This window comes from uncultured Alsobacter sp., from assembly GCF_945952055.1.
In the GTDB taxonomy this organism is placed as follows: Bacteria; Pseudomonadota; Alphaproteobacteria; order Rhizobiales; family Beijerinckiaceae; genus Alsobacter.
Genome location: NZ_CAMFHB010000026.1, coordinates 50,633 through 74,641 on the forward strand (window position 1 = coordinate 50,633; position 24,009 = coordinate 74,641).

Genomic DNA, 24,009 nt, shown 5'->3' on the forward strand with positions numbered 1-24,009 from the left:
TCAGTCGGCGACCACGTCGAGGGGAGCCGCGAGGGCCTCGGCGATGCGCTTGAGGACGGAGACGTCGCCCGTCTTCCGACGGTTCTCGATTTCCGACAGGAAACCCTGAGTGATACCCGCCTTCGCCGCCAGTTGGACCTGCGTCATGCCGCGAAACCTGCGGATGGCTTCAATCGGATGCGTCCCGGCTTCGATTTTGTCCCAAATCTCTGCCGGCAGGAAGATCTCGTCGCCACGCCGCTCGGCCGCCAAGGCTTGGCGAATTATCCTGGCTCCGACCGAGTCCTCGGCGCGCTGGTCTCCGGCCCGAGCGAGCAGGAGTTCATACTCCTCGCGGGGGAGGACGACGAGTTCGTCGCCGGATGGGGTCTTGATGATCTGAGGCTTCGTCATTCTGCGCTTTCTTCAGTAGATCGGGGATCGGTGCCCGATGCGGACGATGGCGAGGCGTTCAACGTCCTCTGCAAACAGCACCCTGTAGTCGCCGATGCGAAGGCGTCTGAGATCGCTCTCGACCAAAGTCCGGACGTCTCCGGCCCCGGTCCGTGCATATCGCTCCAGCTTGGCGCAAACGCGGCGTGCGACCTCGTCAGGGAGGCCCCGAAGGGCGCGTCTCGCGCCAGGAGACCAAACGATAGTCTTCATGAGAAAATCGCCGACGGCAATATCGCTTTATGCTATGTCGGCATGCTGTCCGCGCGCAACCAACCGGGACGTGCGCGATGACGCATGGGGCTGAAATCGCCAGGCTCCTCGGGGATGGGCGCGCCCCCGTTCGCGGCACGATCACGCCCGACGCGCCCCTCGCGCCATTCTCCTGGTTCCGCACCGGGGGGCCGGCGGACCTCCTGTTCGAGCCTGCCGACGAGGCCGACCTCGCGACGTTCCTCGCGGCCTGCCCGGTCGACATCCCCGTCACGGTGATCGGGCTCGGCTCCAACCTTCTCGTCCGTGATCGCGGCGTCGACGGGGTGGTGATCCGCCTCGGGCGCGGCTTCCAGGCCATCGACGTCGAGCCGGAGCACAGGCTGAGGGCCGGGGCCGGGGCGGCAGACGTGAAGGTCGCGCGGGCGGCGGCCGAGGCGGGCATTGCCGGGCTCAGCTTCCTGCGCGGCATTCCGGGCACCATCGGCGGAGCCCTGCGCATGAACGGCGGGGCCTATGGCGGTGAGACCAAGGACGTGCTCGTCGAGGCGCGCGGCGTGGACCGGGCGGGCACCGTTCGCACCTACGCCCTCGGCGACATGGGCTTCTCCTACCGCCACTGCGCGGTGCCCGACGACGTCATCTTCACACAGGCGCTCTTTGCCGGCCGGCCGGGGGAACCCGCCGCGATCCTCGCGGACATGAACGCCATCACCGAGGCGCGGTCCGCCACGCAGCCCGTCAACACGCGGACCGGCGGCTCGACGTTCAAGAATCCGCCCGGCGCCAAGGCCTGGGAGCTCGTGGACCGGGCCGGCTGCCGCGGGCTGCGGGTCGGAGGGGCCCACGTCTCCGAACTGCACTGCAACTTCCTGATCGCCGACGCCGGCGCGACGGCGGCGGACGTCGAAGCGCTTGGTGAGGAGGTTCGCCGGCGCGTGCGCGAGGCCACCGGCGTGACCCTCGCGTGGGAGATCCGGCGAATCGGCAAGCCCTGACGGTCGCCGTTCGCGATCCGGCGCGTGAGCGTCGGCACAACCAGAGGACGAATCATGGCCAAGCACGTGGCGGTTCTCATGGGCGGGCTCTCGGCCGAGCGCGAGGTCTCCCTGCGCTCGGGTGCCGCCTGCGCGAACGCCCTGGAAACCGAGGGTTTCAGGGTCACGCGCATCGACGTGGGGCGGGATCTGGCCCAGGTGCTGGGCGAGGTCGGGCCCGACGTGGCGTTCAACGCGCTCCACGGACGCTGGGGCGAGGATGGCGTCGTGCAGGGAATTCTCGAGCTGTTGCAAATTCCCTACACTCACTCCGGCGTGCTGGCCTCCGCGCTCGCGATGCACAAGGAGAGGGCCAAGGCCGTGATGGCCGCCGCGGGCGTTTTTGTGCCCGAAGGCGTGGTGGTTCACCGGCTCGAAGCGTCAAAACGGCACATTCTGCCGCCGCCCTACGTCGTCAAACCCGTTAACGAAGGCTCGTCCGTGGGAGTCATCATCGTCCGCGAGGATCGGACCCATCCACCACAGGAACTCGGCCGCCCGGACTGGGCCTACGGCGACTGGATGCTGGTGGAAAAATACGTTGCAGGACGGGAACTTACCTGTGCCGTGATGGGCGACAGACCCCTCGGCGTGATCGACATTCGGCCCGCCACGGGGGTCTTTTACGACTATGACGCGAAGTACGCGAAGGGCGGATCCATTCACGTGCTGCCGGCAGAAATTAAACCGAAAATTTACCATCAGGTTCAACAAATGGCGTTAACGGCGCATCAAGCACTCGGCTGCCGGGGCGTCAGTCGCGCAGACTTCCGATACGACGATCGGCCGGACGGTACCGGCCAACTCGTCTGTCTCGAGGTCAACACGCAGCCCGGCATGACCGAGACGTCTCTTGTGCCTGAACTCGCGGCCCATGCGGGCCTGACATTCGGTGAGCTGGTTCGATGGATGGTGGAGGACGCCTCCTGCGATCGATGAGTGGACTGACCGGTCCGCTCCCTGCTGCCCCGGCCATGGCCGGTGGCGGATTGCTCGCACCTGTCCAGGGCCGCCTGGCCTGGCCGGCGCTCATGCGCCGGCGCAATCGCCCGCCCGTGCGCGCGGTCGAGCGCGCCGGCTCGCGCCTGCCCCGGTTCCTGGGTCTCGGGCTCACCGCCATGCTGTTCGCGACGGTGGGCGCCTACGGCGTCGTGCGTGGCGGGCAGTACGAGGAATTCCTCGCGCTCAACGGCGATCCCCGTGACATCGCCGCCCGGGCGCTGGGCTTCGCCATCGGCGACGTCCAGATTTCCGGCGTCGTCGACATGAACCCGACGGAACTGCTGCAGGTGGCGGGCGTCGATCCGCGCGGATCGCTGCCGTTCTTCGATGCGGCGAAGGCGCGCGAGCGGATCCTGGCGATGCCGCTGGTGAAGGAAGCCACGGTCCGCAAGCTCTATCCCAACGCGCTGTCCGTCACGATCGTCGAGCGCGAGCCCTATGCGCTGTGGCAGAACCACGGCGACGTCTTCGTCGTGTCCTCTGACGGGACGCCGATCGACCGCTTCGCCGACGCGCGTTTCGCCAAGCTGCCGATGGTGGTGGGCGAGGGGGCCAACAAGAAGGCCGCGGCCTTCGTGAAGCTCCTCGACGCGGCCCCGGAGCTGCGCGGCCGCGTCAGGGCCGGCATCCTCGTCGGCGAGCGGCGCTGGACCATCAAGTTCGACAACGGGATCGACGTGCGCCTGCCCGAGGAGCATCCGGGCAAGGCTTTCGCACGGCTCTCGGCTCTCGTTCGCGACCAGAAGATTCTGGACAGGGACATCCTGTCCATCGATTTGCGCTTGCCCGATCGCGTGGTGATGCGTCTCGGCGAGGAGGCCGCCACGGCCCGCGCCGAGGCGGTGAAGGCCAAGGCGAAGCTCACCAAGGGGGGAACCACGTGAGCCGCCATGCTCCCAGTCTGACGCCACGCCTGAAGCCGCTCTCGCCGCGCAAGAGCACGGTGCTGTCCGTGCTCGACGTCGGCACCAGCAAGGTCGTCTGCCTCGTGGCACGCCTCGATCCGGTGGTGGAGAGCGACCTGCTGCGCGGCCGCACGCACCGGGCGCGGATCATCGGCATCGGGCATCAGCGCGCCCGTGGCCTCAAGGGCGGCGCCATCGTCGACCTCGAAGCCGCCGAGCAGTCCATCCGGCTCGCCGTGGACGCGGCCGAGCGCATGGCGAAGGTCGAGATCCAGGCGGCGATCCTGAACATGACCGGCGGCCGCCTGGGCTCGGAAAGCTACCATGCCGAGGTCGCCCTGCGCGGCAACGGCGTGACCGACGGCGACATCCACCGGGTGCTCGAGGCGGCCAGCACGACGGGCGCCCGTCCGGGCCGCACGGTGCTGCACTCGCTGCCCACGGGCTTCGGCCTCGACGCCATGAAGGGCATCCACGATCCGCACGGCATGGTGGGCGAGCGGCTCGGCGTCGACATGCACATCGTGTCGACCGACCAGAACGCCGTGCGCAACCTGATGCTGGCGGTCGAGCGCTGCCACCTCGACGTCGAGGCCGTGGTGGCCACGCCCTATGCCGCGGGCCTCGCCGCGCTGGTGGAGGACGAGGCCGAGATGGGGGCCGTGGTCGTCGATCTCGGCGGCGGCACGACCGGGCTCGGCGTCTTTGCCGGCGGTACGATCGTCCACACCGACGCCTTCGCTGTCGGCGGCAACCACGTCACCATGGACATCGCGCGCGGCCTGCAGACCAGCGTCGCCCATGCCGAGCGCCTGAAGACGCTCTACGGATCCACGATCGCCACCGCGTCCGACGATCGCGAGACGATCGCCGTCGCCTCCGTCGACGACGAGGAGCGCGACGCGGTCAACCACGTTCCCAAGTCCCACCTGGTGCGCATCATGAAGCCCCGGATCGAAGAGATCCTGGAACTCGTGCGCGACAGGCTGAAGGCGGCGGGCTTCTCGGCCGAGGCCGGGCGGCGCGTCGTCCTGACGGGTGGCGGGGCGCAGCTCACGGGTTTGCCGGAGCTCGCCCGCACCATCCTGTCGAAGCAAGTGCGCATCGGCCGCCCACTGGGAGTCCAGGGCCTTCCGGAAGCTGCGAAGGGTCCCGCCTTCGCCGCGCCGGTCGGCCTCCTGGTCTACCCGCAGGTGGCCGGCCTGGAGCACTTCGTGCCGCGGCCGTCGGGGGCATTCCTCGGCACCGGGACCGACGGGTACCTGTCGCGTATGGGGCGGTGGATCAAGGACAGTTTCTGAAAAGGACGACCGACGGTGCGGCGGCATCCGTCGGAGGGACAAAAAGCGGCACTGCCGGGTGCCACATGGAGAGGCCAAGCACATGACCATCAATCTGCACGTTCCGGACATCCGGGAACTGAAGCCCAGGATCACCGTCTTCGGTGTCGGCGGCGCGGGCGGCAATGCCGTCAACAACATGATCGAGCTCGGCCTGCAGGGCTGCGAGTTCGTCGTGGGGAACACGGACGCCCAGGCGCTGACCTCGTCCAAGGCCGACCGCATCATCCAGATGGGCGTGCAGGTCACCGAGGGCCTCGGTGCCGGTTCGCAGCCCGAGGTGGGGCGTGCCGCGGCCGAAGAGGTGATCGACGAGATCCGTGACCAGCTGGCGGGCGCACACATGGTGTTCGTGACGGCCGGCATGGGCGGCGGCACGGGCACGGGCTCTGCCCCGGTCGTGGCGCGGGCCGCGCGCGACATGGGCATCCTGACCGTCGGCGTCGTGACCAAGCCGTTCCAGTTCGAGGGCGCACGCCGCATGAAGCTCGCCGAGGCGGGCATCTCGGAGTTGCAGAAGGCCGTCGACACACTCATCGTCATCCCGAACCAGAACCTGTTCCGGGTGGCCAACGAGCAGACCACCTTCGCCGACGCCTTCTCCATGGCAGACCGGGTGCTCTACTCGGGCGTCGCCTGCATCACCGACCTGATGGTCAAGGAAGGCCTCATCAACCTCGACTTCGCCGACGTCCGCGCCGTCATGCGCGAGATGGGCAAGGCGATGATGGGCACGGGCGAGGCCACGGGCGAGAAGCGCGCGCTGCGCGCGGCCGAGGCGGCGATCGCCAACCCGCTGCTCGACGACGTCTGCATGAAGGGCGCCCGCGGCCTGCTGATCTCGATCACCGGCGGCAGCGACCTGACGCTGTACGAAGTCGACGAGGCCGCCACCCGCATCCGCGAGGAGGTCGACCAGGAAGCCAACGTGATCTTCGGCGCCACGCGCGACGACTCGCTGGAAGGCATCGTGCGCGTGTCGGTGGTGGCCACCGGCATCGACCAGGAGATCGGCCGCGATTCGGGCCCTAAGATCGAGCCCCGCATCGCTGAGGTGGCCGAGCGCCTCCGCAACGAGGCCCGGGCTCGCCAGGAATCCATGTCGCTTCGCCCGCAGGCCCAGGCCGTGCCGCGCATCGAGACCGAGGCCCCCGCGCCGATGGCCTATGCCCAGCCCGAGCCGCAGCCGGTCCAGCATCAGCCCGTCATGCAGCAGCCCGTGATGCAGCAGGCCGCGCCCGTCATGCACCATGACGTCGCGATCCGCCCGCAGGCGCCCCGCGCTGCCTATGCCGAGGCCGTGATGCACGCCCCGCAGCAGGTCCAGCCCGAGCCGCAGCCTCAGCCGGCGGTGTTCATCCCGCCGCGCGCCGAGGAGGTGGTGCGTCCGCCGCGCATGCCGCGCGTCGACGAACTGCCGCCGCAGGCCCAGCGCCTCGTCGAGCAGCAGCGGGTGCAGCAGCCGGCCCCGGTCGCTCCCCAGCCCGAGAAGAAGCGGGTGACGCTGATGGATCGCCTCGCCAATGCCGGCCTGATCCGCCGCAACGAGGAAGCCGCCCAGGCGCCCGCGCCGCAGCAGCGCCAGCCCTCGATGGCCCCGGCCTACCAGCCCCAGCAGGCGCCGGCGGGCTACCAGCCGCAGCAGGCTGCGCCGTCCTATCCGCCGCAGCAGCAGGCTCCGACCGCCATCCACCAGGACTACGGCAAGCAGCGGCCGCAGCCCCCGATGGCCCGTCCGGTCGCTCCCGCGCCCGGCCTGGACGTCCACGGCCGCCCCGCTCCGCAGCAGCGGATGGAGGATGACCACCTCGAGATTCCGGCTTTTCTTCGCCGGCAGTCGAACTGACGGTGCCCGGCAGCACGGTCATGTTCGCGCGCCCGCCGCTTCCGGAGCGGCGGGCGTATCCTTCTGAAATATAACGTCTTTTGTCAATTTTCGAATGTGGATAATTCAAACGTAAAGAGTGTTACAAACGGTAAGAAACCGTGATTTGGCCGTTTTCGAAGGCACGGCTATTGTCCCGGCCAGCGAGACAAGGACCATCGAGTCCAACAGAACCAACGTCTCGCAGGGGCGTGTTGAACAGAGCACGGACACCGGACACACCGGGGGCCATTGGCCAGCGGGGTTCGGCTGTTGTGTGGAAGTGGGATGATGGCTGGTCACAGGCAGCTTACACTGCGCGATAGCGTGGCTTTGTCCGGTGTGGGTGTTCATTCGGGTACTCCCGTCAAGGTTGTGCTCCACCCGGCGGACGTCGATACCGGCATTACCTTCCTTCGGACCGGTCTGCACGGACGCCCCGATCGCCTCGTCGAGGCGCGTCATGACGGGGTGAGCGCGACCGAGCTCTGCACCATCATCGGCGACCCGGCGAACGGCTCGGTCGCGACCATCGAACACCTTCTCTCCGCGCTGCGCGGTCTCGGCATCGACAACGTTCTCGTCGAGATCGACGGGCCGGAAGTGCCGATCATGGACGGCAGCGCCGCTCCCTTCGTCGCGGCCATCGACAGCGTGGGCGTCGTCCGCCAGTCCGCCGACCGCCGTTACATCAAGGTGCTGAAGACCATCCGGATCGAGCAGGGCAAGGGCTTCGCCGAGCTTCGGCCTTTCGCCCGCGGCTTCCGCCTCGAGGTCGAGATCGATTTCGACACGCCTGTGATCGGCCGCCAGAAACGGACGATGGACCTCGACCCGTCCGTGTTCCGCAAGGAAGTCTCCCGCGCCCGGACCTTCGGTTTCATGCGCGATGTCGAGCGTCTCTGGAAGGCCGGCTTCGCGCTCGGTGCCTCCCTCGACAACACGGTCGCCCTCGGCGACGACGGCGTGATCAACGCCGAAGGCCTGCGCTACGCCGATGAGTTCGTCCGCCACAAGACGCTGGACGCGATCGGTGACCTGGCGCTGTCGGGTCCCCCCCTCCTTGCCCATTACCGGTCCTATTGCGGCGGCCACCGCATGAACGTGGCGGTGCTGCAGGCGCTGTTCGTCGACCGTTCGGCCTATGCGATCGTCGAGGCCCCGCGGCGCGAGCCGGTGGCCGGGGACGTCGCCGGCCTGTCGCCCGCCATGGCCTATGGGCCGGACCTGACCTGATCGACCTCGCCGCGCGGCTTCCGGCCCTTGCGGCTGGAACTGACGACGCGCATGCGTTACACAGTGCGCCGGGTCGCCCTGCGCGGTCCGGGACCGCTGCTTCGAAGGGGGCCACCCACCTCATGCGTTTCGTTCTCAGCCAGACACTGCGCGTTGCTGCCGCCCTGGCGGTCGCGGCTCCCATCGCCGCTTGCGACACGATTTCGAACCTGAATCCGTTCGACAAGCAGGAAACCTACAAGCCTGAGATCGTCCCGCAGGTTCCGGCCGAGCAGCTCTACAACGAGGGGCTCGCCTACCTGCAGCGCAACGACTTCGAATCGGCGTCCAAGCGCTTCGCCAGCCTGGACCGGCAGTACCCCTATTCGACCTGGGCCAAGAAGGCGCTGATTCTCCAGGTCTACTCGAACTACACCGGTCGCCAGTACGACGACGCCATCGCCAACGGAAAGCGCTTCCTGGCGCTGAACCCGGCCTCGCCGGACGCGGCCTATGCGGCCTACATGGTCGCGATGTCCTACTACAATCAGATCCCCGACGTGTCGCGCGACCAGGAGCGCAGCGAGAAGGCTGCCGCCGCGCTGCAGGAGGTCGTCCAGCGCTGGCCGAACTCGGAATACGCGCCCGACGCCAAGTTCAAGCTGAACGTCGTGAAGGACCAGCTGGCCGGCAAGGAGATGACCATCGGTCGCTTCTACCTGACCAAGCGCAACTACACCGCCGCGATCAACCGCTTCCGCAACGTCGTCAGCCTGTACCAGACGACGAACCAGATCGAGGAAGCCCTCGCTCGCCTCGCGGAATGCTACCTGGCGCTGGGAATCGTCAACGAGGCGCAGACCGCCGGCGCCGTCCTGGGGCACAACTTCCCGGACAGTCAGTGGTACAAGGACACCTACTCGCTGCTGCAGAGCAAGGGCCTGGAGCCGCGCGAGGATTCGGGGTCCTGGATCAGCAAGGCGTTCAAGAGCATCGGGCTGGGCTGAGCCCCGCCGCCTCGGCGCGCATCGACCTGCGGAAATCGTGGACGGCCGCACCCGGTGCGGCCGTCGGGCGTTTCGGCCGGTTGCTTTTTTCCCTCCCTGTCGCGACATAGACGCCATGCTCGTGCAGCTCGCGATCCGTGACATCGTCCTCATCGACAGGCTCGACATCGCCTTCGGTGACGGGCTCAGCGTGCTCACCGGCGAGACCGGCGCCGGCAAGTCCATCCTGCTGGACGCGGTCTCCCTGGCGCTGGGTGGCCGGGGTGACGGCGGGCTCGTGCGCCATGGCGAGGCGAGGGGGCAGGTCACGGCCGCCTTCGACCTGCCGGCGGCGCACCCGGCGCGGGCGCTCGCGCGCCAACACGACATTCCGGACGATGGCGACCTGATTCTGCGGCGCATCCAGTTCGCCGACGGGCGCACGCGGGCTTTCGTCAACGACCAGCCGGTCAGCGTCCAGGTGCTGCGCGCGATCGGCACGGCGCTGGTGGAGATCCACGGCCAGCACGACGACCGGGCCATGGTGGAGCCCGCCGTGCACCGGCAGCTGCTCGACGGTTTCGGCGGCTGCGATTCGGCCGGCGTCTCCGCCCGCCATGCGGCCCTGCGCGAGGCCCGCAAGGCGCTGGACGAGCACAAGGCGCGCATCGCTTCCGCGCGCCGGGAAGCCGAGTTCCTGACCCACGCCGTTGCCGAGCTCGGCAAGCTCGCCCCTCTGGCGGGCGAGGAGACCGACCTCGCCGCCCGGCGCCAGGACATGATGCAGGCCGAGAAGGTGGTCGGAGAGATCAACGAGGCCCATGACCTCGTGGCGGGCAGTTCTTCGCCGCTGCCGTCGATCTCGTCCGTCCTGCGCCGCCTGGAGCGTCGTGGCGCGCAGGCGCCGGCCCTTGTGGGGCCGAGCGTCGCAGCCCTCGACGCGGTCCTGAACGCCATGGACGAGGCCCGCCTCGCCCTGGAGGCCGCCCAGCGCCTCGCGGCGTTCGATCCGCGCGAGCTCGAGGCGACGGAGGAGAGACTGTTCGCGCTGCGGGCCGCGGCCCGCAAGTACGACACCACGCCGGACGGGCTGGCCGCGCTGCGGCAGCGCTTCGCCGGCGACCTCGCCGCGATCGAGCAGGGCGAGGAGCGGCTCCGCGTCCTCGAGACGGCCGTGGCCACGGCCGACGCGGCCTATGCCGAGGCGGCCAAGGCGCTGAGCACGGAGCGGCGGGCCGCGGCGGAGCGGCTCGAGGCGGCCGTGAACCGCGAGTTGCCGCCGCTGAAGCTGGATCGGGCCCGCTTCATCGTCTCCATCGAGACCGACCCCGACTCACGCACGCCGGACGGGCTCGACCGCGTCGAGTTCTGGGTCCAGACCAATCCCGGCACCCGCCCGGGGCCGCTGATGAAAGTCGCGTCCGGCGGCGAACTGTCGCGCTTCATGCTGGCGCTCAAGGTGGTACTCGCCGATCGCGGCTCGGCGCCGACGCTCGTGTTCGACGAGATCGATGCGGGCGCCGGTGGAGCCGTCGCCGATGCCATCGGCGCGCGCCTGGCGCGCCTGGCCGAGCGGGTCCAGGTGATGGCCGTCACCCACGCGCCGCAGGTGGCGGCGCGGGCCGAGCGTCACCTCCTGATCAGCAAGGATCTCGTCGAGGGCGCGGAGCACATCGCGACCCGCGTCTCCCCGATCGATGCCGGTGCCCGCCGCGAGGAGATCGCGCGCATGTTGGCCGGCGCCACCATCACGGACGAGGCGCGCGCCGCGGCGCAGCGCCTGCTCGAAGCCGCAGGCTGACCATGGCTCGCTCTCCCGCCGACCGTCGCGCGCTCGCACCCGACATGCTGACCGCCCGCGAGGCCAAGGCCGAGCATGACGCGCTCGGCGCGGAGATCGCCGAGCACGACCGGCGCTATCACGGCGAGGACGCGCCGATCATTTCGGACGCGGACTACGACGCCCTGCGGCGCCGGTTCGAGGCGATCGAAGCGCGCTTTCCGGACCTCACGGCGGAGGTGTCCGACGCCCGCGGGGTGGGGGCCAGGCCCTCCGAGAAATTCGCCAAGGTGCGCCATCGCGTGCCGATGCTCTCGCTCGGCAACGTCTTCTCGCCCGACGAGGTGGAGGAGTTCGTCGATCGCGTCCGCCGCTTCCTGGACTGGCCGGCCGACCGTGTCCTGGCGTTCACCGCCGAGCCCAAGATCGACGGACTGTCCTGCTCGCTGCGCTACGAGGCCGGGCGCCTCGTCGTGGCCGCGACGCGCGGCGATGGCGAGGAGGGCGAGGACGTCACGGTGAACGTGCGGACCATCGGCGAGGTGCCGCAGGTACTGGCCGGGGAGGGGATCCCGCCCGTCCTGGAGGTGCGCGGCGAGGTCTACATGACCAAGCCCGACTTCGCGGCGATGAACGCGCGCCAGGAGGCGGAGGGCAAGCCGCTCTTCGCCAATCCGCGCAATGCGGCCGCGGGCTCGCTGCGCCAGCTCGACTCGCGCATCACGGCAGCCAGGCCCCTGCGCTTCTTCGCCTATGCCTGGGGCGAGGTGCAGGGCTCGATGCCGGCCCCGACCCAGTCCGGCATGGTGGCGGCCTTCGCGCGCCTCGGCCTGCCGACGAACCCGCTGATGCGCCGGTGCGAGAGCACGGCCGACATGCTCGCCCACTACCGGGCCATCGAGGAGCAGCGCGCGAGCCTGCCCTATGACATCGACGGCGTGGTCTACAAGGTCGACGACCTCGACCTGCAACGTCGCCTCGGATTCGTGTCGCGCTCGCCGCGCTGGGCGGCCGCGCACAAGTTTCCGGCCGAGAAGGCGACGACGCTGCTGCTGGGCATCGACATCCAGGTCGGCCGCACCGGCTCGCTGACGCCCGTGGCCCGGCTCCAGCCGGTGACCGTCGGCGGCGTGGTGGTCACCAACGCCACGCTCCACAACGAGGACGAGATCGCCCGTAGGGACATCCGCATCGGCGACACCGTGGTCGTCCAGCGCGCCGGCGACGTGATCCCGCAGATCCTCGGGCACGTGGCGGAGAAGCGTCCCGCAGGCGCGCAGCCCTATGCCTTTCCGACGCTGTGCCCCGCCTGCGGCAGCCACGCCGTGCGCGAGATCGATCCCAAGACCGGCAAGGAAGACGTCGTCCGCCGCTGCACCGGTGGCCTGGTCTGCCCCGCCCAGGCGGTGGAGCGCCTCAAGCATTTCGCCTCGCGCAACGCGCTGGACATCGAAGGCCTCGGCGACAAGCAGATCGAGACCTTCTACAGGGACGGCCTGATCACGCGGCCCCAGGACATCTTCACGCTGGAGGCGCGGGACGCGCGCTCGCTGAAGCGGCTCAAGGATCGAGAGGGGTACGGCGAGACCTCGACGCGCAACCTCTTCGCGGCCATCGCGGCGCGGCGGAACGTGGCGCTTCACAGGCTCATCTTCGCGCTCGGCATCCGCCACGTCGGCGAGACCACCGGAAAGCTCCTTGCCCGCCACTTCCGGTCCATGGAGGCGCTGCGCGACACCGCTGTCGCGGCCTCGGAGACCGGATCCCCAGCGCTGGCCGAACTGACCGCCATCGACGGCATCGGGCCGGTCGTCGCCGAGTCGATCGTCGATTTCTTCGGGGAGCCGCACAACCGCGAGGTCGTGGCGGAGCTTCTCGAGCACGTCACGCCCGAGCCGCCGGAGGAGGTCGCCTCCGAGAGCCCGGTCGCGGGCAAGACGGTGGTGTTCACGGGCTCGCTCGAGAAGATGACCCGCGAGGAGGCCAAGGCCATGGCCGAGCGGCTGGGCGCGAAGGTCGCCTCGTCCGTGTCCAAGAAGACCGACCTCGTGGTCGCCGGTCCCGGCGCCGGCTCGAAGCTCGCCGCCGCCCAGGCCCTGGGCATCCAGACGCTCGACGAGGACGGCTGGCTGGAGCTGGTGGGCGGCGCTGCGGGGTGAGCGCCCGCACCGCAGCAGGGACCGGCGGCAAGCGATCTCGTCCCGTCACTTTTGTGCAAGACCCTCTCAGCCGGTGCGTTATCCTGCGACCATGGACGTCACGTCGCAACGCAGCACCCTGGATGACCGTCCCCTCGGCAAGGCCGAGCGGGCGCGCTTCTTCGTGTCCGAGCGTCACGGCGGGCTCGAATGCCTGGAGGCGACGTTCCGCACCCACGTCTACGCGCCCCATGCGCACGAGACCTTCGTGGTCGGGACCGTGGTGGCCGGGTGCGAGACATTCCTGTGCCGTGGCGCGCGCCACTATGTCGGTCCCGACGATCTTACCTTCGTCAACCCGCTCGAGGTGCACGACGGCGAGCCGTTCGAGGATGGCTACAGCTACCGGATGAGCTATCCGACCGTGGATTTCGTCGCCGCCGCGGCCCGGGAGGTCGCCGGCGAGGCGTCGGCGCGGATGCCTTACTTCGCGCAGCCCTGCGTTCGTGATCCGGAAGGGGCGGCGCTCTTCGTCCAGGCCCATCGCCTGCTCGACCAGGGGGAGGATGCCCTGGCCGGCGACGAAGCGCTGCTCGGCGTCATGGCACTGCTCGTCGCTCGCCACGGCGGCGTGCGGCCCCGTTCGCTGGGGCAGGAGGCGGCTCCTGTGAAGCGCGCCCAGGCCCTGATCGACGATCGGTTCGCCGACGATCTTTCGCTCGATGATCTCGCCGCGGCCGCCGGCCTGCCGCGGCATCTGCTGATCCGCGCCTTCCGGCGCGAGACCGGGGCGACGCCCCACTCCTACCTCGTCAACCGCCGGGTGCTGGAGGCGCGCAGCCTCCTGCGCTCGGGCGTTTCACCGGCCGAAGCGGCGCTCGCCGTCGGCTTCTTCGACCAGAGCCACCTGACCCGGGCCTTCAAGGCCCGCCACGGCGTGACGCCGGGCGCCTACAGGGCGGCCTTCCGGCACTGAGGTCCATCCATCATGTCGTCCACCTGGCGCGAGGCCCGCGACGGTCTCAGCGACATCTCGCCGGCCCTCGTCGCCTGCGTTCCGATCGGGCTGCTCTACGGCGCGCTCTCGGCCGGCAAGGGCCTGTCGCTGGCCGAGACCGCCCTCATGTCGATGTCGGTCTTCGCAGGGGGCGCGCAGTTCGCGGCGGTGGAGATCTGGCGCACGCCGGCCCCGGTCGCGGTGCTCGCCTTTTCGACGCTCCTCATCAACCTGCGCCACGTCCTGATGAGCGCCTCGCTGGCGCCCAAGACCGGCGGCTGGGCGTCCTGGCAGCGCTTCCTCGGGTTCTACGTGCTCGCCGACGAGAACTGGGCCATGGCGGAACGGCGCGCCGCGCGGCAGCCGCTGACGCCCGCCTATTTCTTCGGCGCCATCGTTCCCTTCTACTGTGGCTGGGTGGTCTTCTCCGGGCTTGGCGCGGTCGCCGGGTCCTTCCTGGGCGATCCCAAGCGCATCGGCGCGGACTTCGCCTTCACGGCGCTGTTCATCGGCCTTGTGGCCGGCTTCTGGAAGGGCCGGTCGACCGCCATCACGGTCGTCGCCAGCGCGGTGGCCTCCGCGGGAGCCTACTGGCTGTTCGGACCGCCCTGGCACGTCGCCGCGGGCGCCGTCGCCGGCATCGCGGCCGCGGCCGTCACGTGGCGGCCCGAGGGTGAGCGCGCATGACCGAGATGCTGTCCGTCCAGCCCGCGACGCTGGCCGCCATCGCGGCCATGGCCGCGGTCACCTATGCGACCCGCATCGCCGGCCTGTTCCTCGTCGGTCGGTTCAACCTGACCGGGCGGGCCAAGGCCGCCTTCGACGCGATCCCGGCGGCCGTGCTGGTGGCCGTCGTCGCACCCGTGATGCTGGCCACCGGGCCGGCCGAGACGATCGCCGCGCTCATCACCGGCGCCGCCGCGGCCCGCCTGCCGCTGCTGGCCGTCGTCGCCGTGGGCGTCGTGAGCGTCGTGCTGCTGCGGGCCGTGCTGGGGTTGGGCTGAACGAGCGAGCGGCGAATAGCGGGTAGGGAGTGGCGGACGGGAAGCGAAGCGCCGCCATTCGCTAGTCTCTACTCGCCAACGGCTCCTCGCACAGGATACGAGCTCCCGGGCTTCACCCGATCGGCCGTGTCGCCTTTTCCAGCCAGGCCAGCGTTTCGCCCGAGACGCTCGGCGTCACCACCTCGCGCGTCTTCGCGTGATAGGCGTTCAGCCAGTCGATCTCCTCCCGCGTCATGATCGAAGGCTCGACCAGCGCGAGGTCGATCGGCGTGAAGGACAGCGTCTCGAACCCGTACATCTCGCGCTCGGCGCCCGGGATCTCGCGCTTCTCGACGAGAATCAGGTTCTCGATGCGGATGCCGAAGCTGCCGGTCTTGTAGTAGCCGGGCTCGTTGGACAGGATCATGCCGGGCTGCAGCGCCGTGGTGCCGAGCTTGGAGATGCGCTGGGGCCCCTCGTGCACCGAGAGATAGCTGCCGATGCCGTGGCCCGTGCCATGGTCGAAGTCGAGCCCGGCCTGCCACAGCGCGGCGCGCGCGAAGCTGTCGAGCTGGGCGCCGGAGATCCCCTTGGGAAAGACCGCCGTCGCGATGGCGATGTGCCCCTTGAGGACCCGGGTGAAGCGATCCTTCATCTCGGGTGTCGGCGTGCCCACCGCCATGGTGCGGGTGATGTCCGTGGTGCCGTCCTGGTACTGGGCGCCGGAGTCGATCAGGAAGATCCCCGGCTCGATGGCGCGGTTGGAGGCGGTCGACACGCGGTAGTGCGGAAGAGCCGCGTTCGGGCCCGCGCCCGAGATCGAGGGGAACGAGACGTCCTTCAGTGCACCCGTGGCGATGCGGAACCCCTCCAGCGCCACGGCGGCGCTGATCTCGGTCTCGCCGCCCTTCGGTGCCTCACGGTCGAACCAGGCAAGGAAATTCGCCATGGCGGCGGCGTCGCGGCGATGGGCGGAGCGGGATCCGGCGATCTCGGCGGCGTTCTTCACCGCCTTCATCAGCGCGACTGGATCGGCGCCCACGTCGGCGGTGCCGCCCGCCTCCTCGACCTGCGAGACGAGCCACTGTGACGCCGTCCCCTGGTCGAAGCGCACACGCGCCTTGGCCTCGCCCAGCGCCCGCAGGCTGCGCTGCAGAGCGGTCGGTTCCTCGATGTCGGCAACGGAGGCGAGGGCGTCGCGCACGGCGTTCGACAGCTTGCGGCCGTCCATGAACAGGGTCGGCCGGCCCTCGCGCGGCACGATGGCGTGTCCGAGCGGCAGGGGCGTGTGGGACACGTCGCCGCCGCGGATGTTGAAGATCCAGGCGACGGCATGGGGATCCGAGACCACGAGCGCGCCCGCGTCGTGGCCCGCCACCGAGGCTCGGATCCGGTCGAGCTTCGTCGCCGTGTCCTCGCCCGCGAGGTCGATCGGGTGCGGAACCACGGCCGCCAGCGGCGGGGCGGGGCGGTCGTTCCACACGGCGTCGATCGGATTGTCGGCCACCGGCACGAGCGTCGCTCCGGCCTTCTGGCAGGCCTTCTCCAGCCGGCGTACGCCGTCGGGCGTGTGGAGGCGGGGGTCGAACCCGAGCTTCGCGCCCTTCGCGAGCGCCTTCTCGATCCAGGCGTCCGGGGGATTGTCGACCAGATGCTCGGGCGCAATCAGGGCGGTGTCGACCTGCTCGCGGACCTGAACGGTATAGCGGCCATCGACGAAGATGGCCGCCTTGTCGGCGAGCACGATCGCCACGCCCCAGGACCCGGTGAACCCCGTCAGCCAGGACAGGCGCTCGGAGGAGGGCGGAACATACTCGTTCTGGTACTCGTCTGTGCGGGGCACGATGAAGCCGTCCAGTCCGCGCCGCTTCAACTCGGCGCGCAGGGCCGCCACCCGCGGGGCGCCCTGCGCCGGGCTGGCTTTCTCCTCGAAGGACTGGAATTGGGCCTTGGTCATCGCTTGCCTCGTCTCGATCCTGCAGGCGGCAAGCCGTGCACAGGCGGTTCGGCGCGTCAAGGATGACGCGGTTCAGCGTCCGTTTTGTGCAATGCGGAAAATATTGCCAAACCCTTGAACAAGCTCTGCATGTGCGCGTTGAGAGCCATGCATCGTCGGCTCTATCTCGCACATGCGAGACAGGTTACGACGGCGTCATATTGGAAACGTCCGGATGGCTCTCTCAACACCGTGAGGAGCAAATCCCATGACCACCCTTCGACTTTCCCGTCTTCATGTTGTGGCGGGCCTCCGTGAAGAAGCCGGCCCCCGCGTCGGACAGCAGATGTTCCGCGGCGTCGTCGACGCGCTGATCGACTCACGGCGCAGGCATGCCGTGCGCGAGCTCCGCAAGCGACAGGCCTTCGGACCGCTCATTTCCGTGATGCACATCGACCTGAGCCAGGACGAGTTGTCGCCTTTCTGACGCTGGTTGTCGTCAGGCCTGCCGCGGGCCGGCGCCTCCGCGGCGCAGATGCAGTGATGCCCACCCTTCGAGGTCCCGCCTCGCCACCAGCGACAATCCCTGCGCGCGGTAGGCCGCCAGCACGCCAGGCACGTCACGCGCCTGCAGGCCGGACAGGATGACGTCGGCATTGCGCGTCGCCACCGACGCGATCGAGGGAGCGAGCCGCATCAGGGGCCGCGCCAGGATGTTGGCGAACACCAGATCGTAGGGTGATCCCGCCTGGAGCAGAGGATGGCCGACGCCCTTGGCCACGACCGGGCGGACATAGGCCCCGGCATGGTTGTGCACGGCATTGGAGCGCGCGGCCTCCACCGCCACGGGATCGATGTCGCCTGACGCGACGGGGCGACGCAGCGCCCGGGCGGCCGCGATGGCCAGGACGCCCGTGCCGGTTCCGACGTCCAGCACGTGCCGCGGCCGACGGCGTTTCAGGATGTCGTCGAGGAACAGCAGGCAGCCGCGGGTGGTGCCGTGGTGTCCGGTCCCGAAGGCCAGGGCCGCCTCGATCTCGATGGCGATGGCATGGCCTGCGACGCGTCCCCGGTCATGGCTGCCGTGGACCACGAACCGTCCGGCCGGCACGGGGGCGAGTCCGTCCAGCGACGCCTTGACCCAGTCCTTCTCCGCGATGGCATCGAACGTCACGGCCGCGGCGGCGTCCGGTCCGGCGGACTGCGCCACCAGGTCGCGGATCATGTCCTCGTCCGGCTCGGAGGAGAAGTAGACCTCCACTTCCCATTGCAGCGTCTTCTCGTTCTCGAAGGCCGCCGCGGCCGTCTCGGCCGGGTCGAACATCTCGACGACGACGTCGGCCACGTTGCGCGCGGTCGCCTCGTCGCAGACGAGCTTCATCAGGTGGGTGGGGCGGTGGGGAGGGAGACCTTCGAGCATGGGCGGTTCGTAGCGGAGGACGGGGCTTCTGTCGATGGCGGTTGCCTCGCTGAGCGCTGGCGGGCATGCTCACGCTTTATCGATCTTGATCGCAGATGATTTTTGAACGCGACAGCCGCCGCATCATGGCGCGCTTGGTTGAGGAAGGTTGGGTGCTCCTCAGGTCCAAGGGATCCCACCACCATTTTGGAAAAGCTGGGGAGCGATTTATCGTGACGGTGCCTCATCCCAAGAGAGACCTTCCGCTCGGCACGGTGAAGGCCATTTATCGTCAGGCAGGATGGGCGTGAGCGGGTTGCCATGAAGCCAGTGATCGGTCTTGTGTCCAAGGATCCCGACAGCGCCTATGGCGTTTTCTTCCCCGATGCGCCCGGCTGCTTCTCGGCATCTGACGATCTTTCCGACCTGTTCGAGGCTTCGGCCGAAGCCTTGAAGGGTTGGGCCGCCATGATGATCCAGAGCGGCTTGACGATCCCGGAGCCGCGCGACCTGCCGTGCCTCCGTGAGGATTCGACGTTGGCGGAAGCCTTCGCGATGGCCGAATTGGTCATCGCGCTTCCGCACCCCTGCGAGGGCGGCGTCCAGAAAGCGGCGTGACCGGCGCGAATCCGGATTTCACGCCTTCTGGACGAAGCTCTCCAGCACCATTTTCCGGCCGGCCTTGTCGAAGTCGATCGTGAGCTTGTTGCCGTCCACGGCCGCCACGGTGCCGTTGCCGAACTTGACGTGGAAGACGCGCTGGCCGGTGCCGTAGCTGCTGGTCGAACCGGTGGACTTGGCCACCAGCTCACCCTCGATCTGAAGCGGACCCCGGCGCCCGGGGCCGGAATCCCGGCTGCCGCCGCCAAATCCGCCGCCCTGGCGCTGGCGCTCCTGGGCGCGCTGCCAGCCGGGGGTGCTGTAGCTCGACCCGAAGGTCTCCATGCGATCGAAGCGGCTTCCGCCGTAGCCGCCGAAGCTTGCCGGGGCCTCGGTCACCTCGACATGGGCCTCGGGCAACTCGTCCACGAAGCGCGAGGGGATCGTCGACTGCCACAGGCCGTGGATGCGCCGGTTGGAGGCGAAGTAGATCTTGGCCCGCCGTCGTGCCCGCGTGAGGCCCACATAGGCCAGACGGCGCTCTTCCTCGAGGCCGGCCCGGCCGCTCTCGTCCAGCGCGCGCTGGTTGGGGAACAGTCCTTCTTCCCAACCGGGCAGGAAGACCGTGTCGAACTCGAGCCCCTTGGCCCCGTGCATGGTCATGATCGACACCTTCTCGGTGGTGTCGCTGTCGGAGGCTTCCATCACCAGCGAGACATGCTCGAGGAAGCCGGCGAGGTCCGGGAACTCCTCCATCGAGCGCACGAGTTCCTTGAGGTTCTCCAGGCGTCCGGTGCTCTCGGCCGTGCGCTCCTTCTGCCACATCTCCGTGTAGCCGCTCTCCTCGAGGATGAGCTCGGCCAGCTCGTTGTGCTTCATCGTCTCGATGCGTGACGACCAGCGCGCGAAGGCCGACGTGAGGTCGCGCAGCGCCGTGCGCGGCTTGGGCTTCAGCTCGTCCGTCTCCGAGAGTTGCCGCGCCGCCTGCATCAGCGGGATCCGCTGCTTTCGGGCGTAGCTGTGCATCTGCTCGAGCGTGGCGTCGCCAAGCCCGCGCTTGGGCGTGTTGACGATCCGCTCGAAGGCGAGGTCGTCGGTGGGATTGGCGACGCAGCGCAGATAGGCGAGCGCGTCGCGGATCTCGAGGCGCTCGTAGAAGCGCGGGCCACCGATGACGCGATAGGGCAGGCCGAGCGTCACGAAGCGGTCTTCGATCTCGCGCATCTGGGCCGAGATGCGCACCAGGATCGCCATGTCGGCGAGCGAGTGCCCCTTGTGCTGGAGCGCCTCGATCTCCTCGCCGATCAGACGGGCCTCCTCCTCGCTGTCCCAGGCGCCGGTGAGGGTGGGCTTCTCGCCCTCCTCGCCGTCGGTGAAGAGCGTCTTGCCCAGCCGGCCCTCGTTGTGGGCGATCAGGTGGCCGGCGGCGGCGAGGATGTGGCCGGTCGAGCGGTAGTTGCGCTCCAGCCTCACCACGGTCGCGCCCGGGAAGTCGTGCTCGAACCGCAGGATGTTGTCGACCTCCGCCCCGCGCCAGCCGTAGATCGACTGGTCGTCGTCGCCCACGCAGGCGACGTTGCGGCGGCCCTGCGCCAGCAGGCGCAGCCACAGGTACTGCGCGACGTTGGTGTCCTGGTACTCGTCGACCAGGATGTACTTGAACCGGTCCTGGTAGGACTGCAGCACGTCCGGGTGCTCGCGGAAGAGCCGCAGGTTCTCGATCAGCAGGTCGCCGAAGTCGGCCGCGTTGAGCTGCTTCAGCCGCTCCTGGTAGGCGGCGTAGAGCTTGCCGCCGCGCCCGTTGGCGAAAGCGGCGGCCTCGCCCGCCGGCACCTTGTCGGGCGTTAGGCCGCGGTTCTTCCAGCCGTCGATGAAGGCGGCCAGCGCGCGGGCCGGCCAGCGCTTTTCGTCGATGTCGGCGGCCTGGATCACCTGCCGCATCAGCCGGATCTGGTCGTCCGTGTCGAGGATCGTGAAGTCCGAGCGCAGGCCCACGAGTTCGGCATGCTTGCGCAGGATGCGCGTGCCGATGGCGTGGAAGGTGCCCAGCCACGGCATGCCCTCGGCCACGGGGCCCACCAGGTGGGCGACCCGCTCCTTCATCTCCCGGGCGGCCTTGTTGGTGAAGGTCACGGCGAGGATCTGCGACGGATAGGCGAGGCCGGACGCGATGATGTGGGCGATGCGGGTGGTCAGCACGCGCGTCTTGCCCGTGCCGGCGCCAGCGAGGACCAGCACCGGTCCGTCGGTGACCTCCACCGCACGGCGCTGCTCGGGATTGAGGCCGACCAGATAGGGCGACGGCGCGGCCACGCCGGCACGGGCGCGGGCGGCGAGGCCGCCGGGGCGGGGCTGATGCTCGCCGTCGTGGCGATCGTGGTCCGTCACTGTCCTGTTGCCTGCCTGGGTCTCGCGGTGCGCTCGCGTTGAAGGACCGGTTTGCGCGTGGCGCATTCGGCATGTCCGGCGCGGCCGGTTCACCGGTCCCGCGCCGCGCGGCCGGTCCACCGACTCGGGCCTCTTAAACCATGCCCGGAAAAGGCGAAAGTGTCGACCATCGGGGGGCAGGCCCGGTTGCACCGCCGCAGCACGCCCTTGCAAGCGAGGCCTCCGCGGGTGCATGACCGTCGGCAACCGTCCCCGGAAAGCTCCCCGTGTCCGCCTCCCTCTTCATCTCGACCATCCTGGCCGGCTTCATCTACGTCGTGACGCCCGGGCCCGCCTTCCTCGCCGTCTTCGCGCTCGCCGCCCGGCACGGAAGAGCCGCCGGGTCGCGGTTCCTGTTCGGCCACCTCGCCGGCGACATCCTCTGGGGAGCGCTGGCGCTGGCGGCCATCGTGGGCGTCAACCAGCTCGGCCCGCTGCTGTTCGAGGCGCTGGGCGTGGGCTGCGGCCTCTACCTGATCTGGCTCGGCGTGAAGGCGGTGCTGGCCCGCGACGACGGCACCGCGGCGGTCGTCGGCAGCCTGAGGCCCGTTCGCGCGGGGCTCGTCTTCGGGCTCACCAATCCCAAGGCCTACCCGGTCTCGCTCGCCGTCTTCACGGCGCTCACGGTCCGCCACGCCTCCGAGATCAGCCTGGAGACCGCCCCGGCGCTGATGGGGGCCGCCACCATCGGTTTCGTTCTCGGCGCCGCGACGATCGTCTTCTGGGCCGGCCTCGACGTCGTGCGCCGGTTCTTCCTCAAGCACGGCCTGATCGTGAACCGTATCGTCGGCGTCACCTTCGTGCTCTTCGGAGCCAAGTCGCTCTTCGATGCGGGCCGTAGCTTCGCGGCGCGAACCTAGGCTCCTCCTCGGCCTGTTCCGGCTCGCTCGGGTCGGACCGCAGCACGATCGCGTTCGTGGCGAAGCGGACGCCGCCCTCCAGCAGCGCGTCGAAAAGCCGCCGCACCACCTCGCGCTGGAGCGAGGTGATCTTGAGCGGGCGGGCCGTGAACTTGAAGCGCAGCATGACCGCGGTCTCGACGATGTCCGCGATGCCCTGCAGCTTCAGCGGCACGATGAACTCGGGCCCCCATTCGGGATCCTCGAGCAAGGCAAGGCCGATCCTCTTGGCGGTCTTGCGCACCTTTTCCAGGTCCGTGTCGGGCGCAAAGCGCAGGTTGAACTTCATCGTCGACCAGTCCCGGCTGAAATTGGTCACCGCGACGATCTGACCGTAGGGGATCGTGTGCACCTGGCCGTTCTGGTGTCGGAGCCTGAGCGACCGCAGGGCGATGCTTTCCACCGACCCCTTGTGCCTGCCGGTGTCGATGTACTCCCCGACCCGGAACGCGTCGTCGGCAATGAAGAAGAAGCCCGACACGATGTCGCGGACCAGGGCCTGGGAGCCGAAGCTGATCGCCAGGCCGAAGATCCCGGCGCCGGCGAGGAGGGGGCCGACATTGATGCCCAGGTTGGCGAGCCCGAGCAGCACGCCGACACCGATACTGACCGCCATGACGACGCGGGCGAGGATCGGCAGGGCCGTGGCCATGCGCGATCCGGCCACGAGCTCGTCGTCGTCGCTGCCGGGCACGGCGGGCAGGCGCGGCGTGCCGAACCGCAGCGCCGACCACGTCCTGAGCGCTTCATGGGCCAGGATGCCGGCGAGCGAAACACAGGCTCCCAGAAGGAGGGCTCGCCCAACGGCGGGCCAGTCGTCGGCCGGCACCAGTTCGAGCACATCGACCAGCCAGTCGCGGGCCACCCAGATGCAGCCGATGACGATGAGGCCGACCACGAGGCCTCGCTTGATCGCCGCGCCGGCCACGGCCACCCCACCGCCGACGGCGGCCGCCGGCATGCCGTCGGCCGTTCCTTGACCGAACAGCCGGTTTCCGGCGCGCGATATCCCAAAGGCCGCGAGGCCGATGCCGACGGTCGCCGTGAAGGCATCCCAGAGCGCGAAGTCCAGTCGCACGACGGAGCGCACCCAGATGAACCAGCCGGCGCCCAGCACGACGTAGCCCAGGGCCCGCTGGAGACCGGGACGATCGCGCAGCAGGATACGCCACGCGGCCGCGGCGAGGACCGCGACCGTCGTGGCGCTCACGAGCGCCAGCGCCCGCGCGGGCAGCAGGGCGAGCCCCTGCACGAGGAAGACCGGGACGATCGACACGAAGGCCAGCGCGACGGCGAAGGCGAGCGCGGCGAGCCTTTGCGCGGGGCCGACGCCGCGCGATGCGACGGCCAGAAGCCGCTGGTCCGGGTGGTCCGGCCTGAGGAAGACGCCGACGGCGAGAATGGCGATGCGCCAGCGCAGCGTGCCCCACAGGAGAGCGGCGACGAGGAGGTCGGGCGGCGCCTGTCCGGGCGCGAGGATGGCGACGGCGGCGCTGGCCCAGACGAGGAGGACGGCCGCTGCCACGACGTCGTCCACGAGCAGGCCGGCAAGGGTGGGCCAGCCGGACCGCCCGAGGATGCGTCGCCCGGGCCCGGGAATGAGAGTGCTCGGCCAAAGAGCGAGCACGGCCCACGCGAACAGCAGCAAGAGGATGGGCCGACCGCCGCCGGGGATCGCCCCGATGGCGGTCGCTGTCGCGTGGAAGGCGGAGGGCGCATCCGGCAGAGCCGTCAGGATCGCCGCAACCGTCGCGAAAAAGTCCGCGGCATGCTGGCCGAGAACGGCGATCCAGCTCGACGTGCTGAAATCCTGCATGACGCCCCCTCGTGTCCGGCCTCGACCGGTTCAGCTCGAG

Annotated in this window: 22 protein-coding genes; 16 read left to right on the top strand and 6 right to left on the bottom strand. The window is 69.5% G+C overall.

Features of this window, described 5'->3' with window-relative positions; translation table 11 throughout:
• A complete protein-coding gene (locus tag Q0Q47_RS18785) occupies positions 1–393 on the bottom strand; it encodes a helix-turn-helix domain-containing protein (RefSeq protein WP_293863149.1) in 393 nt (130 codons plus the stop codon).
• A 12-nt stretch (positions 394–405) separates the two neighbouring features.
• A complete protein-coding gene (locus tag Q0Q47_RS31180) occupies positions 406–645 on the bottom strand; it encodes a type II toxin-antitoxin system RelE/ParE family toxin (protein WP_367278270.1) in 240 nt (79 codons plus the stop codon).
• A 77-nt stretch (positions 646–722) separates the two neighbouring features.
• On the opposite strand from Q0Q47_RS31180, the gene murB reads away from it, so the two are divergent.
• From murB to Q0Q47_RS18845, 12 genes are all read left to right on the top strand, one after another.
• On the top strand, positions 723–1,643 hold the full coding sequence (murB, locus tag Q0Q47_RS18790; protein WP_293863151.1) for a UDP-N-acetylmuramate dehydrogenase: 921 nt from the start codon (positions 723–725) through the stop codon (positions 1,641–1,643).
• A 54-nt stretch (positions 1,644–1,697) separates the two neighbouring features.
• Positions 1,698–2,621, top strand: coding sequence for a D-alanine--D-alanine ligase (locus Q0Q47_RS18795; RefSeq protein ID WP_293863153.1), 924 nt, complete (start codon positions 1,698–1,700; stop codon positions 2,619–2,621).
• 50 nt (positions 2,622–2,671) lie between these two features.
• Positions 2,672–3,568 (top strand): cell division protein FtsQ/DivIB, encoded by an 897-nt coding sequence (locus Q0Q47_RS18800; RefSeq protein WP_293863155.1) that lies wholly within the window; start codon positions 2,672–2,674, stop codon positions 3,566–3,568.
• Complete coding sequence (ftsA, locus tag Q0Q47_RS18805; RefSeq protein ID WP_293863157.1) at positions 3,565–4,890, top strand: cell division protein FtsA; 1,326 nt, start codon at positions 3,565–3,567, stop codon at positions 4,888–4,890. The genes Q0Q47_RS18800 and ftsA overlap by 4 nt, the downstream gene beginning before the upstream one ends.
• An 82-nt stretch (positions 4,891–4,972) precedes the next feature.
• Entirely contained in the window at positions 4,973–6,775 is a 1,803-nt protein-coding gene (ftsZ, locus tag Q0Q47_RS18810; protein ID WP_293863159.1) for a cell division protein FtsZ, read from the top strand.
• A gap of 309 nt (positions 6,776–7,084) precedes the next feature.
• Entirely contained in the window at positions 7,085–8,029 is a 945-nt protein-coding gene (gene lpxC, locus Q0Q47_RS18815; protein WP_293863223.1) for a UDP-3-O-acyl-N-acetylglucosamine deacetylase, read from the top strand.
• 122 nt (positions 8,030–8,151) lie between these two features.
• The gene (locus tag Q0Q47_RS18820) at positions 8,152–9,015 is read left to right on the top strand and encodes an outer membrane protein assembly factor BamD (protein WP_293863161.1); all 864 of its coding nucleotides are present in this window, start codon (positions 8,152–8,154) and stop codon (positions 9,013–9,015) included.
• 115 nt (positions 9,016–9,130) lie between these two features.
• Complete coding sequence (gene recN / locus Q0Q47_RS18825) at positions 9,131–10,795, top strand: DNA repair protein RecN (protein ID WP_293863163.1); 1,665 nt, start codon at positions 9,131–9,133, stop codon at positions 10,793–10,795.
• Positions 10,796–10,797: 2 nt separating this feature from the next.
• Complete coding sequence (gene ligA, locus Q0Q47_RS18830; protein ID WP_293863165.1) at positions 10,798–12,933, top strand: NAD-dependent DNA ligase LigA; 2,136 nt, start codon at positions 10,798–10,800, stop codon at positions 12,931–12,933.
• 91 nt (positions 12,934–13,024) lie between these two features.
• Positions 13,025–13,888 (top strand): AraC family transcriptional regulator, encoded by an 864-nt coding sequence (locus Q0Q47_RS18835; protein WP_293863167.1) that lies wholly within the window; start codon positions 13,025–13,027, stop codon positions 13,886–13,888.
• A 12-nt stretch (positions 13,889–13,900) separates the two neighbouring features.
• The gene (locus Q0Q47_RS18840) at positions 13,901–14,596 is read left to right on the top strand and encodes an AzlC family ABC transporter permease (RefSeq protein WP_293863169.1); all 696 of its coding nucleotides are present in this window, start codon (positions 13,901–13,903) and stop codon (positions 14,594–14,596) included.
• An 8-nt stretch (positions 14,597–14,604) separates the two neighbouring features.
• Positions 14,605–14,913, top strand: a complete 309-nt coding sequence (locus tag Q0Q47_RS18845; protein ID WP_293863225.1) for an AzlD domain-containing protein — start codon at positions 14,605–14,607, stop codon at positions 14,911–14,913.
• Between the two features lie 112 nt (positions 14,914–15,025).
• Here the strand turns inward: Q0Q47_RS18845 and Q0Q47_RS18850 are convergent, their stop codons facing one another.
• The gene (locus tag Q0Q47_RS18850; RefSeq protein WP_293863171.1) at positions 15,026–16,849 is read right to left on the bottom strand and encodes an aminopeptidase P family protein; all 1,824 of its coding nucleotides are present in this window, start codon (positions 16,847–16,849) and stop codon (positions 15,026–15,028) included.
• A gap of 247 nt (positions 16,850–17,096) precedes the next feature.
• Between Q0Q47_RS18850 and Q0Q47_RS18855 the strand changes: the two genes are divergently transcribed.
• A complete protein-coding gene (locus tag Q0Q47_RS18855) occupies positions 17,097–17,315 on the top strand; it encodes a hypothetical protein (RefSeq protein ID WP_293863173.1) in 219 nt (72 codons plus the stop codon).
• 12 nt (positions 17,316–17,327) lie between these two features.
• Here the strand turns inward: Q0Q47_RS18855 and Q0Q47_RS18860 are convergent, their stop codons facing one another.
• Positions 17,328–18,248: a 50S ribosomal protein L11 methyltransferase gene (locus Q0Q47_RS18860; protein ID WP_293863175.1), complete on the bottom strand. Its 921-nt coding sequence runs from the start codon at positions 18,246–18,248 to the stop codon at positions 17,328–17,330.
• A 125-nt stretch (positions 18,249–18,373) separates the two neighbouring features.
• Between Q0Q47_RS18860 and Q0Q47_RS18865 the strand changes: the two genes are divergently transcribed.
• A complete protein-coding gene (locus tag Q0Q47_RS18865; protein ID WP_367278272.1) occupies positions 18,374–18,538 on the top strand; it encodes a type II toxin-antitoxin system HicA family toxin in 165 nt (54 codons plus the stop codon).
• A 31-nt stretch (positions 18,539–18,569) separates the two neighbouring features.
• Positions 18,570–18,845: a type II toxin-antitoxin system HicB family antitoxin gene (locus Q0Q47_RS18870; protein WP_293863179.1), complete on the top strand. Its 276-nt coding sequence runs from the start codon at positions 18,570–18,572 to the stop codon at positions 18,843–18,845.
• Between the two features lie 18 nt (positions 18,846–18,863).
• Here Q0Q47_RS18870 and Q0Q47_RS18875 read toward each other — a convergent pair whose 3' ends face one another.
• Positions 18,864–21,215 carry an ATP-dependent helicase gene (locus tag Q0Q47_RS18875; RefSeq protein WP_293863181.1) on the bottom strand — a complete coding sequence of 784 codons (2,352 nt, stop codon included), beginning with the start codon at positions 21,213–21,215 and terminating at the stop codon, positions 18,864–18,866.
• 266 nt (positions 21,216–21,481) lie between these two features.
• Here Q0Q47_RS18875 and Q0Q47_RS18880 point away from each other — a divergent pair, with 266 nt between their 5' ends.
• Positions 21,482–22,114, top strand: a complete 633-nt coding sequence (locus Q0Q47_RS18880) for a LysE family translocator (RefSeq protein ID WP_293863183.1) — start codon at positions 21,482–21,484, stop codon at positions 22,112–22,114.
• On the opposite strand, the gene Q0Q47_RS18885 is transcribed toward Q0Q47_RS18880, so the two are convergent.
• The gene (locus Q0Q47_RS18885; RefSeq protein WP_293863185.1) at positions 22,047–23,969 is read right to left on the bottom strand and encodes a mechanosensitive ion channel family protein; all 1,923 of its coding nucleotides are present in this window, start codon (positions 23,967–23,969) and stop codon (positions 22,047–22,049) included. The two genes, Q0Q47_RS18880 and Q0Q47_RS18885, sit on opposite strands and share 68 nt — an antisense overlap.
• Positions 23,970–24,009 lie beyond the last annotated feature (40 nt).

What these genes read in the sequence shown, in the direction of transcription:
- Q0Q47_RS18785 (WP_293863149.1), bottom strand. Translation starts at nt 393, where the DNA reads ATGACGAAGCCTCAGATCATCAAGACCCCATCCGGCGACGAACTCGTC.
- Q0Q47_RS31180 (WP_367278270.1), bottom strand. Translation starts at nt 645, where the DNA reads ATGAAGACTATCGTTTGGTCTCCTGGCGCGAGACGCGCCCTTCGGGGC.
- murB (WP_293863151.1), top strand. Translation starts at nt 723, where the DNA reads ATGACGCATGGGGCTGAAATCGCCAGGCTCCTCGGGGATGGGCGCGCC.
- Q0Q47_RS18795 (WP_293863153.1), top strand. Translation starts at nt 1,698, where the DNA reads ATGGCCAAGCACGTGGCGGTTCTCATGGGCGGGCTCTCGGCCGAGCGC.
- ftsZ (WP_293863159.1), top strand. Translation starts at nt 4,973, where the DNA reads ATGACCATCAATCTGCACGTTCCGGACATCCGGGAACTGAAGCCCAGG.
- lpxC (WP_293863223.1), top strand. Translation starts at nt 7,085, where the DNA reads ATGGCTGGTCACAGGCAGCTTACACTGCGCGATAGCGTGGCTTTGTCC.
- Q0Q47_RS18820 (WP_293863161.1), top strand. Translation starts at nt 8,152, where the DNA reads ATGCGTTTCGTTCTCAGCCAGACACTGCGCGTTGCTGCCGCCCTGGCG.
- recN (WP_293863163.1), top strand. Translation starts at nt 9,131, where the DNA reads ATGCTCGTGCAGCTCGCGATCCGTGACATCGTCCTCATCGACAGGCTC.
- ligA (WP_293863165.1), top strand. Translation starts at nt 10,798, where the DNA reads ATGGCTCGCTCTCCCGCCGACCGTCGCGCGCTCGCACCCGACATGCTG.
- Q0Q47_RS18835 (WP_293863167.1), top strand. Translation starts at nt 13,025, where the DNA reads ATGGACGTCACGTCGCAACGCAGCACCCTGGATGACCGTCCCCTCGGC.
- Q0Q47_RS18840 (WP_293863169.1), top strand. Translation starts at nt 13,901, where the DNA reads ATGTCGTCCACCTGGCGCGAGGCCCGCGACGGTCTCAGCGACATCTCG.
- Q0Q47_RS18850 (WP_293863171.1), bottom strand. Translation starts at nt 16,849, where the DNA reads ATGACCAAGGCCCAATTCCAGTCCTTCGAGGAGAAAGCCAGCCCGGCG.
- Q0Q47_RS18855 (WP_293863173.1), top strand. Translation starts at nt 17,097, where the DNA reads ATGACCACCCTTCGACTTTCCCGTCTTCATGTTGTGGCGGGCCTCCGT.
- Q0Q47_RS18860 (WP_293863175.1), bottom strand. Translation starts at nt 18,248, where the DNA reads ATGCTCGAAGGTCTCCCTCCCCACCGCCCCACCCACCTGATGAAGCTC.
- Q0Q47_RS18865 (WP_367278272.1), top strand. Translation starts at nt 18,374, where the DNA reads ATGGCGCGCTTGGTTGAGGAAGGTTGGGTGCTCCTCAGGTCCAAGGGA.
- Q0Q47_RS18885 (WP_293863185.1), bottom strand. Translation starts at nt 23,969, where the DNA reads ATGCAGGATTTCAGCACGTCGAGCTGGATCGCCGTTCTCGGCCAGCAT.